The following is a 16,233-nucleotide window of genomic DNA, read 5'->3' as shown; positions in this document are numbered from 1 at the left end:
TTTTAAGAAATATTGTACAAAATTTGGATTTACAACACATTGTATTACCTTTGCAACCGGCAAGTCTTATACGACCAGCTCCTGCTGAACTCCCCCAGGACAGGAATGTAGCAAGGGTAGGCGGTTGTAGCGGTGCGATATAAGTAACTTGCCTTTTTTCTTTTAAAGGTCATTAGGTCGCTGTCACTAGTCAGCTGGTTCATATCCCATCTCCCTTTCTAATGACAGTACTCCACAATTTGATACAAACCGTACAACTTTTAATTTACATAGTATGAAATTCTTTATTGATACAGCTAATCTGGCGCAAATACAGGAGGCTCACGATCTCGGCATACTGGATGGTGTAACCACTAACCCATCTCTGATGGCAAAAGAGGGAATTAAAGGTGAAGCTGCTATTCTGCAACATTACAAAAGCATCTGTGAGATTGTAGGTGATGGTGATGTAAGTGCGGAAGTTTTCTCAACAGATTTCGCATCCATTATCGAAGAGGGTAAGAAGCTGGCTGCAATTGACTCCAACATTGTAGTGAAGGTTCCAATGATCAAAGATGGTGTGAAGGCAATCAAATGGTTTACTGACAACAATATCAGGACCAACTGTACGCTGGTATTCTCTGCCGGCCAGGCTATCCTGGCTGCTAAAGCAGGTGCTACCTACGTGTCTCCTTTCATCGGTCGTATCGATGACAGCAGCTGGGACGGCGTTGAGCTGATCGCTCAGATCGCCCAGATTTACAGCATTCAGGGTTTCAAAACTGAAATTCTGGCTGCCTCAATCCGTAACGCGCTCCACATTGTGAAATGTGCGGAAGCAGGCGCAGATGTTTGCACCTGCCCGTTAGATTCAATCCTTGGCCTGCTGAAACATCCGTTAACGGATATCGGCCTGGCGAAGTTCTTGGAAGATGCCAAGAAAATGTAATCGCAATATTTTTTAGATGGTGTATCCCCGGTGCAGAGATGTACCGGGGATTTTTTTTGCGGGGAAAGGCAGTACATGCCTGCAGGAAGGATTGTTGCTAGTACGGGATTTTTTGCGGGCAACAGCAGTGCCTCACAAGCCCCCTCTTCAGACCTTTACCCTTAAAAAACTCAATAATCATTCCCCTGCCTCAAAATCCCCTCTCCACCCCGGGGAAAAACAAATCCCCCGCTTCGCTGTTGTATCTCAGTTAACGCACTGAAAACATACCCATTATGGCGAAATACATCCTAGCACTGGACCAGGGCACCACCTCCTCCCGCGCGATAGTTTTTGATAAACAAGGCGCTATCGTTGCCGTAGCGCAAAAAGAATTCAAACAGATATTCCCCCAGGCCGGATGGGTAGAACACGACCCCATGGAAATATGGACCACGCAGGCCGGCGTGGCCGGGGAAGTGCTGTTGCGGGCCAATACCAGCGGCGCGGAAATTGCCGCCATCGGCATTACCAACCAACGGGAAACCACCATCGTATGGGACCGGAAAACGGGCAAGCCTGTACATAACGCCATCGTCTGGCAGGACCGCCGCACGGCCGACCTCTGCAACCAGCTCAAAAAGGAAGGAAAAGAAGCCTTCATCAGGGATAAAACCGGGCTGATACTCGACGCCTACTTCTCCGCCACCAAGATAAAATGGATACTCGATAACGTGCCCGATGCCCGCGCCAAAGCGGAAAACGGGGAGCTGGCCTTCGGCACCGTGGATACCTGGATCATCTGGAATTACACGCGCGGCCAGTTACACATCACGGACCCCAGCAACGCCTCCCGTACCCTGCTGTTTAATATCCACGATATGCAATGGGACCAGGAGCTGCTGCAATTTTTCGACATCCCCGCCAGCATGATGCCGGAGGTAAGGGCATCCAGCGAGGTGTATGGCAATACTTCCCCTACCCTGACGCCTTTCAGCATTCCCATTGCCGGCATTGCGGGCGACCAGCAGGCCGCTTTGTTCGGCCAGCTATGCACGCAGCCCGGCATGATCAAAAACACTTATGGCACCGGGTGCTTTATGGTACTCAATACCGGCGATAAACCCATCCCTTCCAAAAACAACCTGCTCACCACCGTGGCCTGGAAGATCAACGGAAAAACGAGCTACGCCCTGGAAGGCAGCATCTTCATCGGCGGGGCCGTGGTGCAATGGCTACGGGATGGCCTCGGCATCATCCGCCACTCCGCCGATGTGGAAAAGCTGGCAGCCACGGTACACGATAGCGACGGCGTTTTTTTAGTGCCCGCTTTTGCCGGCCTGGGAGCGCCCTACTGGAACCAATACGCCCGCGGCACCATGGTAGGCCTCACCCGCGGCTCCACCGCCGCCCACATTGCCCGGGCGGCCCTGGAAAGCATTGCCTACCAAACCCGCGACGTGCTGACCGCCATGCAAGCCGATACCGGTATGGAAGTCAGCGAGCTGCGTGTAGACGGCGGCGCTACCAGCAATAACCTGCTCATGCAGTTCCAGGCGGATATCCTCAATGCCACCGTCGTGCGGCCCAATATCACGGAGACTACCGCCCTAGGCGCCGCTTACCTGGCCGGACTCGCCGTTGGATTCTGGGATAGTGTGGAAACATTAGCACAACAGTGGAAAATAAATGCCTCCTTCCGGCCCGCCATGGACGAAACGGTACGGCAACGGCTGTGCCATAGCTGGGAACGGGCCATACGGGCAGCTCAGGCATGGACGGAGTAAATCTTCTCCCTAAAAAATAAAAACCGGCGCAGCCGCCGGGCCGCAGGCCCAACTATTTTTTATTTTATTCCCAAAATCCATGACCTTTGTGTATAATTTACACATTTTTAACTTTCATATTTTTCTGAAAGTTTAGTAACTTTGATAATTATTAACGGATAGCATAGGATTTGCTAACAGTGATAATAGGGAAACAACGAATCAGACATATCTTTTAAACTGAAACTTATGAGTCAGCTCAACATTCCGGAAACGAACAATCCAAGGGTAGTAATAGTAGGGGGTGGTTTTGGAGGGATTAATCTTGCTAAACACCTGAAAAACCTGCCCGTTCAGGTAGTGTTGCTGGACAGGAACAACTATCACCTGTTTCAGCCACTGCTCTACCAGGTATCCACAGCGGGCCTGGAGCCGGATAGTATCGCCTTCCCGCTGCGGGGGATTTTCCGTAAACAGAAAAACCTGGAATTCCGCATGGCGGAAGTAACGGGCGTACGCCCACAGGACAACATACTGGAAACCGGTATTGGCGAACTGCGGTACGACTACCTCGTATTTGCCACCGGCAGCAATACCAACTTCTTCGGCAATAAAACCATCGAAGCCAACGCCATCGGTATGAAGTCCCTCATCGAAGCGGTACAGATTCGTAACTACGTGGTTAAACAGTTTGAAGAGAGCTTACTCCTCACTGATCCGGAAGAGATCAAACCTAAACTCAACTTCGTGATGGTAGGCGGCGGCCCTACCGGCGTGGAACTCGCCGGCGCCTTCGCTGAACTGCGTAAATATATTCTGCCTAAAGATTATCCTTCCATTCCGCAAAACCTCATGAACGTGTATTTGATCGAAGCAGGGCCGCGGCTCCTCGCCTCCTTCTCCGATCATACTTCCGAAAAAACCGTGAAAGCGCTGGAAGAATTAGGCGTGCGGGTGATGCTCTCCACCGGCGTAAAAGATTACGACGGCGCCGTGGTGACGCTCAGCACCGGCGAACAAATCAAAACCCAGTCCCTCCTGTGGTCCGCCGGCGTAAAAGGCGTACCGGTAGAAGGCATTGCGCCGGATGTGATCCTGCCTAACGGCCGCATACTCGTCAATGAATTCAACCAGGTGAAAGGCTTTACCAACATCTACGCCATCGGCGACATTGCCCAGATGACCAACGACTCCCGCTTCCCGAAAGGCTACCCCATGGTAGCGCAGGTAGCGATCCAACAGGGCGTGAACCTGGCTGCCAACCTCAAAAATGAATTGCAGCAAAAACCGCTGAAAGCATTTCACTATAAAGACCTCGGCAGTATGGCCACCATCGGTAGAAACCGCGCCGTGGCTGAATTTGCCGGCATCAAACTCAGCGGATTCCCCGCCTGGGTAGTGTGGATGATCGTCCACCTCATGAGCCTCCTCGGATTCCGTAACAAACTCGTGGTGTTCATCAACTGGTTCTACCGCTACTTCACCTTCGAACGCGGCACCCGCATCATCATCAAACGCGGCGCTGCCAACATTGTGAAACTCCGGCAGACAATTGTTTCGTAATTTGCTATACATAAAAAAAGGACAGCCTTCACAGCCGTCCTTTTTTTATGCCTGCATGGCAAACTTTTTATTTCCTGTTAAGAATTGAATTCAGGGTAATGGTAGATACCAGCTCGTCGTTCCTGGCGCCCAGCGCGCGGTAATACAGCAGGATGGTGTAGTTGTTCTCCGTTTCCCAGCTGTCGCCCTCCGTGAGCGAGGTATCAAATTTGCCGGTAGGATCCGCCTTATCCACCAGCCCGTAAATGTAATTGTAATAACCCTGCTTCAGCAGCAGGTTGCACTCATACGACCGCGTTTGCGGATTGTAGGTCATCCGGTTGAGTTCATTGCACTCGTAATTGGTCATCTCGCCAAAGAGGTACATGTCGTAATTCGCATACGGCTCCCGAGAGAGGAAAGAGAAATGCACCGTCGCATAATCCCCTTCAAAATTCGGATTGTAATCATCCAGCGTAGCCAGGTAATACCGGCCGTTAATATCTTTGATGAACTGGTAAATTTTATCCGCGCGTTCCGCATCCGGCACGGCGTAAACATCCGTGCTGTTCTTGTGATATTCCGTATGGCGCACCCGCTCGGTTTGCAGGCGGAAGCTCCGCAGGTCTATCCAGCGGAACTCCTTGCCACCAGGGAATACGCAGTCGATTTCAGCATTGTATTTAAACACATTCCCGTTGATGAAGGAAGGCCGGATACCGCTGATTGCGTTGTCCCACCGGGCATTCTGTAATATCACCACCTTGATCTGTTCAAAGGGGTTCACAATATTCAGCGCACCGGTGTTCAGTTCGAAATTCACTTTCTGGTGCGTGCGGAACAGCTTCGGGGAAATGGTTTGCTGTATGAAACCGGCAATCCCCGCTTTGTTTTCCACCACCATGAGCCGGCGCGTAAAAGCCAGCTGCGAGGTATCGCTATCCAGGTACACTTTCAGTATATAATTGCCGGAACGGGTAGGAAAACTGTTATCCGGCAGGATGGCGCTGTAGTGCGTATAACGCTGGAAGGCCACGCTGGACAGGCGGTAGTTCTGAATCCTCGTCGAAGAAAAGCCCCGCAGGTATTCCAGCTGGTTCACCTGGGCGGGCGTCCAGTCCGCATTACAAAGTACAAACGTGTAATAGTAATCTTTCACATCGTTATCCAGGTCATCAAAAGCCAGTTCCAGCTTTTCGCCGGAGTTTAGCGTAACCATGGGTAAACTCAGCGGATCGCCGGCCTGGTTCAGCTTTACCGACTTGATGTTGTTCATATAAACATGATCAGGAGTAACGGCGAGTTGCTGGGCTTTCAGTGCTACAGGTATCCATGCTGTAATCATAACAGCCACATAAACAAGTACTTTACGCATACTGGGTATTTGATCAATTCAAGTTACAACTATTTTGAGATTTACGTTTTGGGATTTTTTTGATTTTGTCCGGAGGGAGTTTACCTTTATTAGAAATAACAGCAGGACCATACATGCGTATTTCTCAATTCATTGCTAACAGGATAGCCTTCAACAAAAACAAATCCTTTTCCAAAGTCATCATCCGCATCGCCATGTGGGCCACCGCTATCAGCGTGGCGGTGATGATACTGGCTACAGGCTTTGTTAACGGCTTCCAGCAAGTGATACAGGAGAAAGTATTCAGTTTTTGGGGGCACATCCACATTAACCAGTACCAACCCAACGCCGGCCCGCTGACGCAGGAAAAACCCTTCACGGCCGATACGGCGCTGATAACGGGCATCCAACATCTCCCCCAGGTAAAAACGATCAGCTCCTACGCTACCAAATCAGCCATTATCAAATCGGATAAGGAAATTGCCGGCGTTATATTCAAAGGAGTGGATAAGGGGTACGACTGGCCTGCGATCAGGGAATACCTCGTAGAAGGCGATATCCCCGCTTTTACCGACTCCGCCTATGCGCAGGGCATCCTCATTTCCGCCTCGCTGGCCAGGGACCTGGAGTTAAAGCTTCACGATAAAGTTATTTTGTATTTCATACAGGGCGGCGGGCAATCCCCCCGCGCGCGGCGGCTCACCATCAGCGGCATTTACAAAACCTCCATCGAAGAGTACGATAAAACCTACGTCATCGGCGATATCAACCTCGTGCGCAAGCTGAACGACTGGCTGCCGGACGAGATCGGCGGCTATGAAATCTCCCTGAAAGATTATCACCAGATGGATACCGTTGCCAGCTACATCGATGGAAACCTGCTGCCAGACGAGCTTTTCACCCGCACCATCCGGGAAATATATCCCAACATCTTTGACTGGCTGCAACTGCAGGGGCAAAATGAAGTGATCATCATTGCCATCATGACCATCGTGGCCATTATCAACATGATCACTGCTATCCTCATCCTCATCCTGGAACGTACGAACATGGTGGGTACCCTGAAAGCGCTGGGGATGCGCAACTGGAGCATTCAGAAAATATTTGTTTTCCAGGCGGCCTACATCGTATTGCTGGGCGTAATTATCGGGAATATCCTCGGCCTGGGGCTGGCCTTCCTGCAACTGAAAACCGGCATACTGCGGCTGCCGGAAGATTCCTACTACATGTCTACCGCGGCAGTAGCGCTGCGCTGGCACGAGATCGTACTGATCAACGTAGGCACCTTCGTGGTATGTACGGCTGTATTGCTTTTACCTTCGCTCATTATCCGTAAAATCACGCCGATAAAAGCAATACAGTTTAAATAATCCTTACTTCTTCCGCCGCGTTTCGCTCACGTAATCCTGTAAATAGGAACACTGTCCGTACACCTTCTGGTAAAACGCCGTTTGGTTATAGTTCGTAGCCAGTACCGGGAAGTAACGGTTACGCATCAACGATAAGTAATACAATTTATCATCCTTATTTTCCGGCACATGCTTTTGTGCGCAACGCGCGGCGAGGAACAGGCACCTGGCCTTGAACTCCTTGTCTGTAGCTGCCTGCGCCGCTTTGGTATAAAATATTTCCGCATCGTACACGCCGAAGTACTGCCGCTCAAACGGATCTTTTTCGCAGCTGGCAGTGTACCATAAAGTGCTGGGGCGATAATCCTTCAGCATAGACCAGCTTTTACCATAGTAGGAAATATTGAACAGGCCGGTGGCAATCTTATGATACACCGCTGCGCTTACCGGCGGCTTCTTAGTCAGGTTCAGCAGTCTTACCATCTCTTCGCAGAACTGGCTGGCGGTGATCGGCGTGCGATGCCTTGCATCAGCAGTATCTTCTCCAAAATCCTGCAGCTGGTCCGTCCAAATCTGGTAACTAACCGGCTGTTGCTTCACCGGCGATTTTTTCAGCCAGGGCAGCGCGGCGGTAAAATTATTCACCCGCATGTAAGCAATGCCTATGGCGAGTTCCATGCTGATGTCCTTCGGAAAATAAGCGACCAGGTATTTCTCATAATCTGTTTTATTGCCACTGCGGAGAAAATCATACAGGGCAATCAGCTTTTCCGCGCTCATCTCGTCTTTCACCATATTGACGGCATCGTAGGGAGGGACGCCGAGGTGCAGTGCGGCACAACGGGCACGGATCAACGCTTCTTTTGTATAATCGCCCTGGCGGTGATATCCCGGCGCTAAAACAGTTGCCAGGATGTTGCGCATGGCTTTGTTGAAAAAGAGATTTTTATCTGACGCATACCAGTATCCGTCCGGGTTAATTTGCCCCAACTTTGTATCCAGCCATTTCAGGCTGCCGAGTAGTTTTGCTTCAAAGGCAGCATCCAGGCGTTTCTGCTCGTTCAGCGTTACCAGCAGGTTCACCAGCTCCCACTGGTCCTTCAGGGCAGGGTCCTTTACCGGGTACTTTTCCAGCCTGGACCTGGCGCCACTGATGTCGTTCCGGATGAAGGCGATATAGGCAGCGCTTACCTTCCAGAAGTCTGGGTCCTGTACTTTACCTTTCTGCGCCACATCGTCTACAAATCGCTGCAGGGCCGTGGCGGAATCGCGGTAGCTGATACCTTCCGCGTCCTGGTTAAAGTAAGAATAGGAATAGTAACCCAGGCTCAGGCCTGCACTATCTCCCATGGCGGCTACGCGGGGAGTGAGCAATTCCGATTCCAGCTTATTGATTTCCCGGGTCAGCATAGCGCTCAGCACTGCCGCGCCGGGGTCGAGCTGGTAAGCCATTCGCAGGCCGGTGAAATCCACCGAAGGTATCTGGAAGCTGTAAAGCGCCACTGCATTGGCTTTCTCCTTGTTGTTTTTGCAAAGCGGGAAGATATCCACAGCGGCGGTGTGGGTCCATTTCACATTCAGGAAAGCCATTTCCCGCAGCCCGGGCTCCGCGGCAAACACTTTGGAGAACAGGTAGGCCGCGTTCACGGTATCTCTCAGGTGGTAGAGCGCGCCGGCTTTCAGCGCCAGGGCTTTGTTGTAGATCAGGTTACCGTTGCCGGCCTTGCCGAAATCGCGGTCAAACGCTTCTACGGTTTCCCGGTACATTTTGCGATAGTGCGTCAGCCGCAGCAGCTGGAATTTATAACGCTGCGCGATGTCTTTATCCTTTACATTGGCGAGTAATCCCTTTCCTTCCTCGTACAGGTCGCCCATGGCTCCGGACTGATCGCCACGTTCCACCCAGGGATCAGGGTTGTACACAATATTCTCGCAATCCTTGGCATACAGCAGGTAGCGGGCCGCCTCCTGGTGTTTGGGATTGGCAAGGTACAAGGCGAAGCTGTTGTTCTTCGCACTGTCCGCCAGGGAGCAGTTTTGCCCTTTGGTGCTGCAATCGGCAATCTGCGCTACCTGTTCCCGGCTGAACTTATAGATGTAGCGGTAAATATCATCTGTTGATACGGATTTATCCCCCGCGTAATTACGCCAGTCCTGCACGTTGACGGTGGTTTCGTCCGGAGTGGCCTCGTCGTAATAGTCGGACAGCGAGGTGAAATAAAATGGTTCGTACCCCTGCCCTTTCAGGTAGGTGTTGAAGTAAGAAATGTAATAATCATACGGGTCCATTTCTCCGCCTCCACAGGACAGGATATAGATGATATTCCCAAAGAATACGGCTAAAAAGCTAATGGAAAAGACGATAAGTTTCTTGTAGTTCATGCAATGGATAATTTTTCAATGTGGCAGCATCCAGGTGATAAAAAATGATAGTTGGGTTATAGTCTTGCTTTTGTTTGGCCACCAGGCTGGCGGCGGACTTCAGCAGTTCAATATTGGTAGTTTCCCTTCGCAATTCGCTTCCTTTGCGCAGCAGGTATCCGTTGAATAACGTATCATTTTTAACCACAAACAGGTGTTTGCCCTGAGGTATAAACAATTCCCGGTTGTCCAGTTCCGCCGCTCCGATGTTGCGCAGGATGCCTTTGTATTGGCCCTGTTCAAACAAAACCGTCCAGCTGAAAAGGGGCAACGCGATATCCAAAGGTAAAGGATAATTTGAAATACGGTCGCTGCCGATGTAAGCTTTCATGGTGGCAGGGTCCAGGATGGAGTTATGGTCCCCGGCTTTGCGGAGGTCGCCCATGTTGTAACACATAAGCAGCCCTTTATCCACCGGCGGCGTGCCGCTGCTGGTGCGGTATTTCACCTGGTGCATACGAATTGTGGCGGACAAGGTTTTGTCCCGGAAAAAAGGTTGCGATTTAAGGGTTGTTAAAAATAGGAAATAGGGGGAAGAAGAAGTCTGCGTCCAGTCGCAGTCAACCTGTACTTCACGTATCTGACGGTCGGGTAGTGCCATGGCCATGTCTTCCAGCAAACGCGACGTCTTCCCCGTAAACGCTGTTATCTCGGCCGTGTCTTTCAGCTGTGCCCATACCTCATTCATGATAAATATAACCGGCACCAGGGGCTGGCCTTGCGGCAACGGCGCCTGCTGCCGGAAAACGGCTACGGGTATGGGTTTACCGCCGGCGTCCGGACTTACGTCAAACATTTTAATATAGAGCTTTTTGGCCGGCAGCTGTTGGAGGTATTGCAGCTCCAGGGGGTTGCCCGTCCAGCTTTGCTTCCAGTAATAGAAAGCGGGTTCCGGTTGCCGCGGCGCCTCATGGCGGCAGGCGGCAAGGAGGAGGGTTAGCAATATCAGCAGGTATATTCTCATATCAATAAGCGACCGCAGATGATGCCGGTGGCTACGGCGGCGTTAAGGGATTCCGCACCGCCGAGGCGGGGAATGGTGATCTGGTGGGTAGCAGCGGCGGTTACTGCTTCCGACAGGCCCCTGCCTTCGTTGCCGATCAGGATGATGCCCTCCGTCAGGCGGGAGAAGCCGGTGATATCCTGGCCGTGCAGGGTGGCCGCGTACGACGGCAGCTCCGTACTTTCCAGGAACGACTGCATATCGGCCTCGGATATACGAACGCGTGCGATGCTGCCCATGGTGGCCTGTATGGTTTTGGGATTGTACACGTCCACACAGTCAGGGGAGCAAACGATTTCCCTGATGCCAAACCAGTCGGCTATACGAATAATGGTGCCCATGTTGCCGGGGTCCTGAATGGCTTCCAGGGCCAGTACCAGGCTGCCTTTGCCCGGCAGCTGCGGGTTGGGGGCGGGCATGTCCAGCAGGGCCATCGCCTTGTTGGGCGTTGTAAGGGCGCTCATTTGTTTCAGCGCCTGCTCCTCAACGGTATATACCGCCGATGCCGCAAGCTTTTTCAGCACTTCCCCATGGCCTGCTATCCATTCTGCAGTGGCATACACGGCTTTCACCGGCATACCGGCCATGATCAGCTCCTGCACAATCTTATCCCCTTCCGCAATATACTGGCTGGATTTTTGACGGTTTTTTTTGTGCTGTAATGATTGAATATATTTAATTTGCGCCTTTGACAACATGGGCCCAAACCTACACGATTTCTTTTAATCAGCCAAGAACCGGCCGTGTAGCCCTCATGTCAGCAAATTTTCCTTACTTAAATATTTATAACGTTTTCGCCCGTGATGCAGCCGCCAAAGACTATAAGGACATCCCTGCTGAAATATGTACTGTTACTGGCCGTAGTGCTGATGTTTGGCGCATGCTCCAACACCAAATACCTGCAGCAGAATCAGTCGCTCTACGTTAGCAGCAAGGTGAATGTACAGGGCGATATCCTCAACTCCGAAAAGCAGGAAATCCGCAGCGACCTGTCGTCCAAATCCCTTATGGTGGCCCAGCCCAACTCCAAACTGCTCAACACCCGCATCAAGGTTTGGCTCTATAACCAGAAGTACAACGAGAAAAAATCCAACTGGTTCTGGAACATCGTACTGGCGGAACGTAACCTGGAAGAGCCTTCCATATTCGATACCACGAAGCTGAAGGAATCGCTGGACCGTATGACCAGCTACCTCCATAACCAGGGTTATTTCTACGCCACCGTTACCGCGGATACCGTTACCAAAAACCGCAAAACCAGCGTTACCTATAATGCCAATACCGGCCGTAACTTCGTGATCGACCAGATCACCTACAACGTTCCGGACTCCAACATCCTCGCGGTGGTGAAGGCCAACGAACGGTTGTCCATGATCAAAAAAGGAATGACTTTTAAATCGGCCAACTTCAGCAGCGAAAGGGAGCGCCTCACCCGCATCATTAAGGACGCCGGCTATTATAAGTTCAACCGGGATGCGATAGAATTCAGCGTGGATACGCTGAACAAAGCCCTTTTCAAAAACCCGCTGAACCCCTTCGAAGGATTCGTGAATATCTTCAACGAAAATAAAGGCCGGGAAAAGCCGACCATGAACGTGGAGGTGATCATCAAAAACCCGGAGGACAGCGCGTTCACCGAATGGCAGAAATACCACATCCGCCGCATTTACGCCTATCCGGATTACCCTATCAACGGGAATATCAACGATACCACGTTTAAAGAGGAGGTGCGTAAGTATATCACCATCCGCCAGCACCAGGAAATGCTGCGGCCAAAAATACTTTCCAAGTCCATCCTGCTGCGCCCGGGGGAAGTTTATTCCCTGCAGCAGTACAACAATACCATCAATAAGCTGTACGACCTTGGCCTGTGGCTCTTTGTGACGCTGCAATACAAGGAAGCAAAGGATACCAGCAATGCGCTGGACGCCTACCTGATGCTCACGCCCCGTAAGAAGCAGGAGTTTGGCGTGAACTTCGAGGTGAGCAACAGTTCCGACTACCTCCTGGGTAGCGGCATCAGTTTGAACTACCGGCATATCAACCTCGGCAAAACCGCCACCCAGTTTGGTTTCAGCCTTAACACCGGGATTGAGCTGATTAAAGACCCGAATAATAAATGGGCTTTACAGTCCAAACAGTTTGGGGGAGAATTTGGATTTACGTGGCCGCGTTTTGCCCTGCCATTCAACATCCGTCAGAATCCGCGTTCCAATGTTAAAACCCGGCTGACGTTCGGGGCCAACTACCTTTCCCGCGTGGAGAAGTTTGACATTACCAGCATAAACCTTTCCTATGGGTACGACTGGAATGCCAGCGCTTACCGCCGCTGGATCGTACGGCCGTTTACGTTAAACTATGTAGGGGTGAACCTGAACCCTTACTTTAAGGATACCGTAGTGGATCCCAACCCTTACCTGAAGCGCAGCTTTGAGCCGGCGCTGATAGGCGGGGAAAACATCTCCTACATTTACAGCAATAACGATGTGCTGCACCAGAACCACTACACTTATTTCCGGATAAACCTGGAAGAGTCAGGCCTGTGGCTCAATGGCATCAACAGCCTGATCAGCGCTTCCACGAATAAAAAATCCAACCTGGAAACCATCACCAAAGTGGGTATATCCAACTTCGTGAAAGTGGAAGCCGATTACCGGCACTACTGGAAGCTGGGCATCCACAGCGGGCTGGCTACGAGGGTATATGCCGGTATTGGTATCCCGTACAGCTACTCGCAGGTATTGCCCTATGTGAGGCAGTTCACGGCCGGAGGCCCGAACAGCATCCGCGCCTGGCGGCTCCGTACCCTGGGCCCGGGATCTTACAAGGACAGCTCTTCTACCGCTGAAATATTCCCTGATCAAACCGGGGATATGAAGCTGGAAGGGAATGTGGAATACCGGTTTGACCTGTTGCGGATGTTTGGGGGAACCATCAACCTGAAAGGCGCTACCTTCCTGGACATGGGGAATATCTGGATGATCAAGGACGACCCGGACCGCCCCGGCTCCGCGTTTAATATAAACCAGTTGTATCACGATTTGGCCATTGGCACAGGCGCGGGCCTGCGGCTGGATTTCTCCTTTTTCCTGATCAGGCTGGATTGGGGTATTCCGCTGAAAGTACCTTATTTCACGGGGAATAAGAACGGATGGTATTTGAGCCAGTGGGATTTGGGCAGTGGCAGCTGGCGAAGGAAAAATATTATCTGGAACGTGGCCATTGGGTATCCGTTCTAGTGATAAAAAAGCCTCCGGTAATATCCGGAGGCTTTTTTTATGGATGTTTTTAACGGTGTTGGATCTTTATGCTTCTTATTTGATTAACGGAGGCATTTTTTTATGCTTCTTTTTTAACCGTATTCGCCGCTATAAAATCATTAATATCCGTAGCATCCTCCAGCTTAAACTCCCCGATGCGGGTGCGGCACAAGCTGCTCATATAGCCGCCAACGCCCAGCGCAGCGCCGAAGTCATTGGCCAGCGAGCGGATATAGGTACCCGTACTGCATACCACCCTGAAATGCACCACCGGCATTTCAACTTTCGTGATTTCAAATTCTTTGATGGTGACTTTGCGTGGTTCCACCTTCACTTCCACTCCCTGGCGGGCCAGGTGGTAGATGGGTTTGCCGTTTTGCTTGATGGCAGAGTGTATAGGAGGCAGCTGCATGATTTCGCCGAGGAATGGCTGCGTAGCCGCGCGGATTGCATCTTCTGTAAGGTGGCTGGTATCCTGGAAATTTTCAGGTTCGGATTCCAGGTCGTAAGTGGGGGTAGTAGCGCCGAGGGTAAAAGTACCGGTGTACTCTTTTTCCTGCGCCTGGTATTCATTTATTTTTTTGGTCATTTTACCGGTACAGCAAATGAGGAGGCCGGTAGCCAGCGGGTCCAGCGTGCCGGCATGGCCCACTTTGGCTTTGGTGGTATTTCTGATCTTGCGTACAACGTCAAAGGAAGTCCACGTCAGCGGCTTGTTGATGAGTATAACCGCCCCTTCCTGGAATTTTGTTTTTTCTTCAGTTTGCATTTTGCAAAGATAGCTTTAAGCGATCAGGTTTCAGTTTTGCTTTTTTTGACTATTTTCACGGAATTTTCAAAATATGTCATTAGAACATCATAAAGACGCCAGATTACGTTACCAGCAACAGGTGGACAACTCGCGCGACTATGTGATCCCTTTCATACAGCAGGAGTTCCCGGAATTAAAGGGCCTGCGGGTAATGGAAGTGGGTTGCGGAGAGGGCGGCGTGCTGACGCCTTTCCTGGAAATGGGTTGCCAGTGCGTTGGGGTCGACCTGGTACCTTACCGGATAGAGCTGGCTACCAGCTTCCTTGGCCCTTACGTGGCCAGCGGGCAACTGAAGCTCATTGCCAAAAACATTTATGATGTTGATTTTTTAGGGGAGTTCCGTAACTCCTTCGATATTATCATCCTCAAAGATGCCATTGAGCACATTCCCGACCAGGAGAAGATCATCGGTCACATGAAACAGCTGCTGAGTCCAAACGGGCAGATATACTTCGGTTTTCCACCCTGGTACATGCCGCACGGCGGTCATCAGCAGATATGCCGCAACAAATTCCTGAGCATGGTGCCATACGTTCACCTGCTGCCTCGGCCGCTTTACAAGGGCGTGCTGAAGGCCTTCGGGGAAAAGGAGGACGTCATCGTAGACCTGATGGAAGTAAAGGATACCGGTATTTCCATCGAGCGTTTTGAGCGCATCGTGAAGCGCCAGCAGTATGATATTACCCAGCGCAGGTTTTACCTGATCAATCCTATTTACAAGTATAAATTCGGGGTGAGCGCGAAGAAACAATTCGGACCTATTGCCGCCATACCTTATTTCAGGGACTTCCTGACTACCTGCGTGTATTATATGATCAAGCCGCGGTAGGGATATTCAGTAAAAAGTCAATCCTCGTTTGCCGTGGGCGAACGAGGATTTTTTTATGAGGTGGTGATTGTTTCGTGTGATTGATAAATGAGGACCCTTATGTGATGCACGAATGAGCCGTTCCGCATGATTTACAAAACCGGCAGCCTCCCCTACTTTACGGTTGGGAAGTTTCGCGGCCATTCCAAATCGCCCATGCCGCCTCCGCCTGCAGTATCAACATTTCGTGCCCATTTTTAACAGCAGCGCCTCTTTCTTCTCCCAAAGCTAAAAACTTCGTCACCGGCGGATTGTACACCAGGTCGTACAGCAGGTGCTGACTGCCGATATATTCATAAGGTATCGGCGGGTGTGCGTCTACATTCGGAAACATCCCCAGGGGCGTGGTATTGATGAGGAGGGTATGTTGTTCCATTATTTTTTTATCGAGAGAAGTATAAGCTATCGCATCAGCGGTGGCGGTGCGGCTTACCACCGTGTACGGTATCTGTAACTCCCGGAGGGCATACATCACGGCCTTGGCAGCGCCGCCCGTACCCAACACGAGGGCATGGGTATGATGGGCTTTGAGTAAAGGTTTCAGGGAGTTGCTGAACCCGATCACGTCCGTATTGTACCCGATCTTTTTACCATCTTCCAGGCGTATGCAATTCACAGCGCCGATGTTTCTGGCGGCATCGCTCAAATCGTCCAGGAAGGGGATCACCACTTCCTTATAGGGGATGGTTACATTCAGTCCGCAGAGGTCTTCCTCCTGGTGGAAAAGCGTGGGGAAAGCGGCAATATCCGCAATGGGGAAGTTCTCATACCGGCAGTCTGCAATGCCTTCCTTTTTAAACTTCTCCGCAAAATATCCTTTGGAGAAGGAATGACTGAGGGGATAGCCAATAAGACCGTATGTTTTCATGCAGCTATTAGTTAATAGGTTATATAAAGACGTAGGGATTTTGTGATGCACAAAATCCCTACTATAAATTGCTGATATAAAATC

Annotated in this window: 12 protein-coding genes and 1 other RNA gene; 7 read left to right on the top strand and 6 right to left on the bottom strand. The window is 51.0% G+C overall.

Annotated features, from left to right (window positions below; genetic code table 11):
* Window positions 1-57: 57 nt before the first annotated feature.
* The 4 genes from ffs to BOC67_RS20935 all read left to right on the top strand — a co-directional run bounded on the left by ffs (window position 58) and on the right by BOC67_RS20935 (window position 4,236).
* Window positions 58-157, top strand: an RNA gene (ffs, locus tag BOC67_RS20950) — signal recognition particle sRNA small type.
* Window positions 158-274: 117 nt separating this feature from the next.
* On the top strand, window positions 275-928 hold the full coding sequence (gene fsa, locus BOC67_RS20945; protein WP_291913239.1) for a fructose-6-phosphate aldolase: 654 nt from the start codon (window positions 275-277) through the stop codon (window positions 926-928).
* Between the two features lie 275 nt (window positions 929-1,203).
* On the top strand, window positions 1,204-2,694 hold the full coding sequence (gene glpK / locus BOC67_RS20940; protein WP_291913235.1) for a glycerol kinase GlpK: 1,491 nt from the start codon (window positions 1,204-1,206) through the stop codon (window positions 2,692-2,694).
* Window positions 2,695-2,922: 228 nt separating this feature from the next.
* Window positions 2,923-4,236, top strand: a complete 1,314-nt coding sequence (locus BOC67_RS20935) for an NAD(P)/FAD-dependent oxidoreductase (protein ID WP_291913233.1) — start codon at window positions 2,923-2,925, stop codon at window positions 4,234-4,236.
* 67 nt (window positions 4,237-4,303) lie between these two features.
* On the opposite strand, the gene BOC67_RS20930 is transcribed toward BOC67_RS20935, so the two are convergent.
* Window positions 4,304-5,590, bottom strand: coding sequence for a DUF5103 domain-containing protein (locus tag BOC67_RS20930; RefSeq protein ID WP_291913231.1), 1,287 nt, complete (start codon window positions 5,588-5,590; stop codon window positions 4,304-4,306).
* A gap of 113 nt (window positions 5,591-5,703) precedes the next feature.
* On the opposite strand from BOC67_RS20930, the gene BOC67_RS20925 reads away from it, so the two are divergent.
* Window positions 5,704-6,939 (top strand): FtsX-like permease family protein, encoded by a 1,236-nt coding sequence (locus tag BOC67_RS20925; protein WP_291913229.1) that lies wholly within the window; start codon window positions 5,704-5,706, stop codon window positions 6,937-6,939.
* A 3-nt stretch (window positions 6,940-6,942) separates the two neighbouring features.
* On the opposite strand, the gene BOC67_RS20920 is transcribed toward BOC67_RS20925, so the two are convergent.
* From BOC67_RS20920 to BOC67_RS20910, 3 genes are read right to left on the bottom strand one after another with little or no spacing between them, the layout of a single operon-like run.
* The gene (locus tag BOC67_RS20920) at window positions 6,943-9,300 is read right to left on the bottom strand and encodes a hypothetical protein (protein ID WP_291913226.1); all 2,358 of its coding nucleotides are present in this window, start codon (window positions 9,298-9,300) and stop codon (window positions 6,943-6,945) included.
* Entirely contained in the window at window positions 9,266-10,303 is a 1,038-nt protein-coding gene (locus tag BOC67_RS20915; protein WP_291913225.1) for a hypothetical protein, read from the bottom strand. Before BOC67_RS20915 ends, BOC67_RS20920 begins: the two co-directional genes overlap by 35 nt.
* Window positions 10,300-11,040 (bottom strand): RNA methyltransferase, encoded by a 741-nt coding sequence (locus BOC67_RS20910; RefSeq protein WP_291913224.1) that lies wholly within the window; start codon window positions 11,038-11,040, stop codon window positions 10,300-10,302. The genes BOC67_RS20915 and BOC67_RS20910 overlap by 4 nt, the downstream gene beginning before the upstream one ends.
* A 105-nt stretch (window positions 11,041-11,145) precedes the next feature.
* On the opposite strand from BOC67_RS20910, the gene BOC67_RS20905 reads away from it, so the two are divergent.
* Entirely contained in the window at window positions 11,146-13,581 is a 2,436-nt protein-coding gene (locus BOC67_RS20905; RefSeq protein WP_291913283.1) for a BamA/TamA family outer membrane protein, read from the top strand.
* A gap of 100 nt (window positions 13,582-13,681) precedes the next feature.
* Here BOC67_RS20905 and truB read toward each other — a convergent pair whose 3' ends face one another.
* On the bottom strand, window positions 13,682-14,371 hold the full coding sequence (gene truB / locus BOC67_RS20900) for a tRNA pseudouridine(55) synthase TruB (RefSeq protein ID WP_291913223.1): 690 nt from the start codon (window positions 14,369-14,371) through the stop codon (window positions 13,682-13,684).
* A gap of 73 nt (window positions 14,372-14,444) precedes the next feature.
* Between truB and BOC67_RS20895 the strand changes: the two genes are divergently transcribed.
* Window positions 14,445-15,242, top strand: coding sequence for a class I SAM-dependent methyltransferase (locus tag BOC67_RS20895; protein WP_291913222.1), 798 nt, complete (start codon window positions 14,445-14,447; stop codon window positions 15,240-15,242).
* Window positions 15,243-15,399: 157 nt separating this feature from the next.
* On the opposite strand, the gene BOC67_RS20890 is transcribed toward BOC67_RS20895, so the two are convergent.
* On the bottom strand, window positions 15,400-16,149 hold the full coding sequence (locus BOC67_RS20890) for a shikimate dehydrogenase (RefSeq protein ID WP_291913220.1): 750 nt from the start codon (window positions 16,147-16,149) through the stop codon (window positions 15,400-15,402).
* Window positions 16,150-16,233 lie beyond the last annotated feature (84 nt).

This window comes from Chitinophaga sp. CB10 (assembly GCA_001870995.2).
In the GTDB taxonomy this organism is placed as follows: Bacteria; Bacteroidota; Bacteroidia; order Chitinophagales; family Chitinophagaceae; genus Chitinophaga.
The sequence above is the reverse complement of the archived record's forward strand: the minus strand, read 5'-3'. Positions and strand labels throughout refer to the sequence as shown.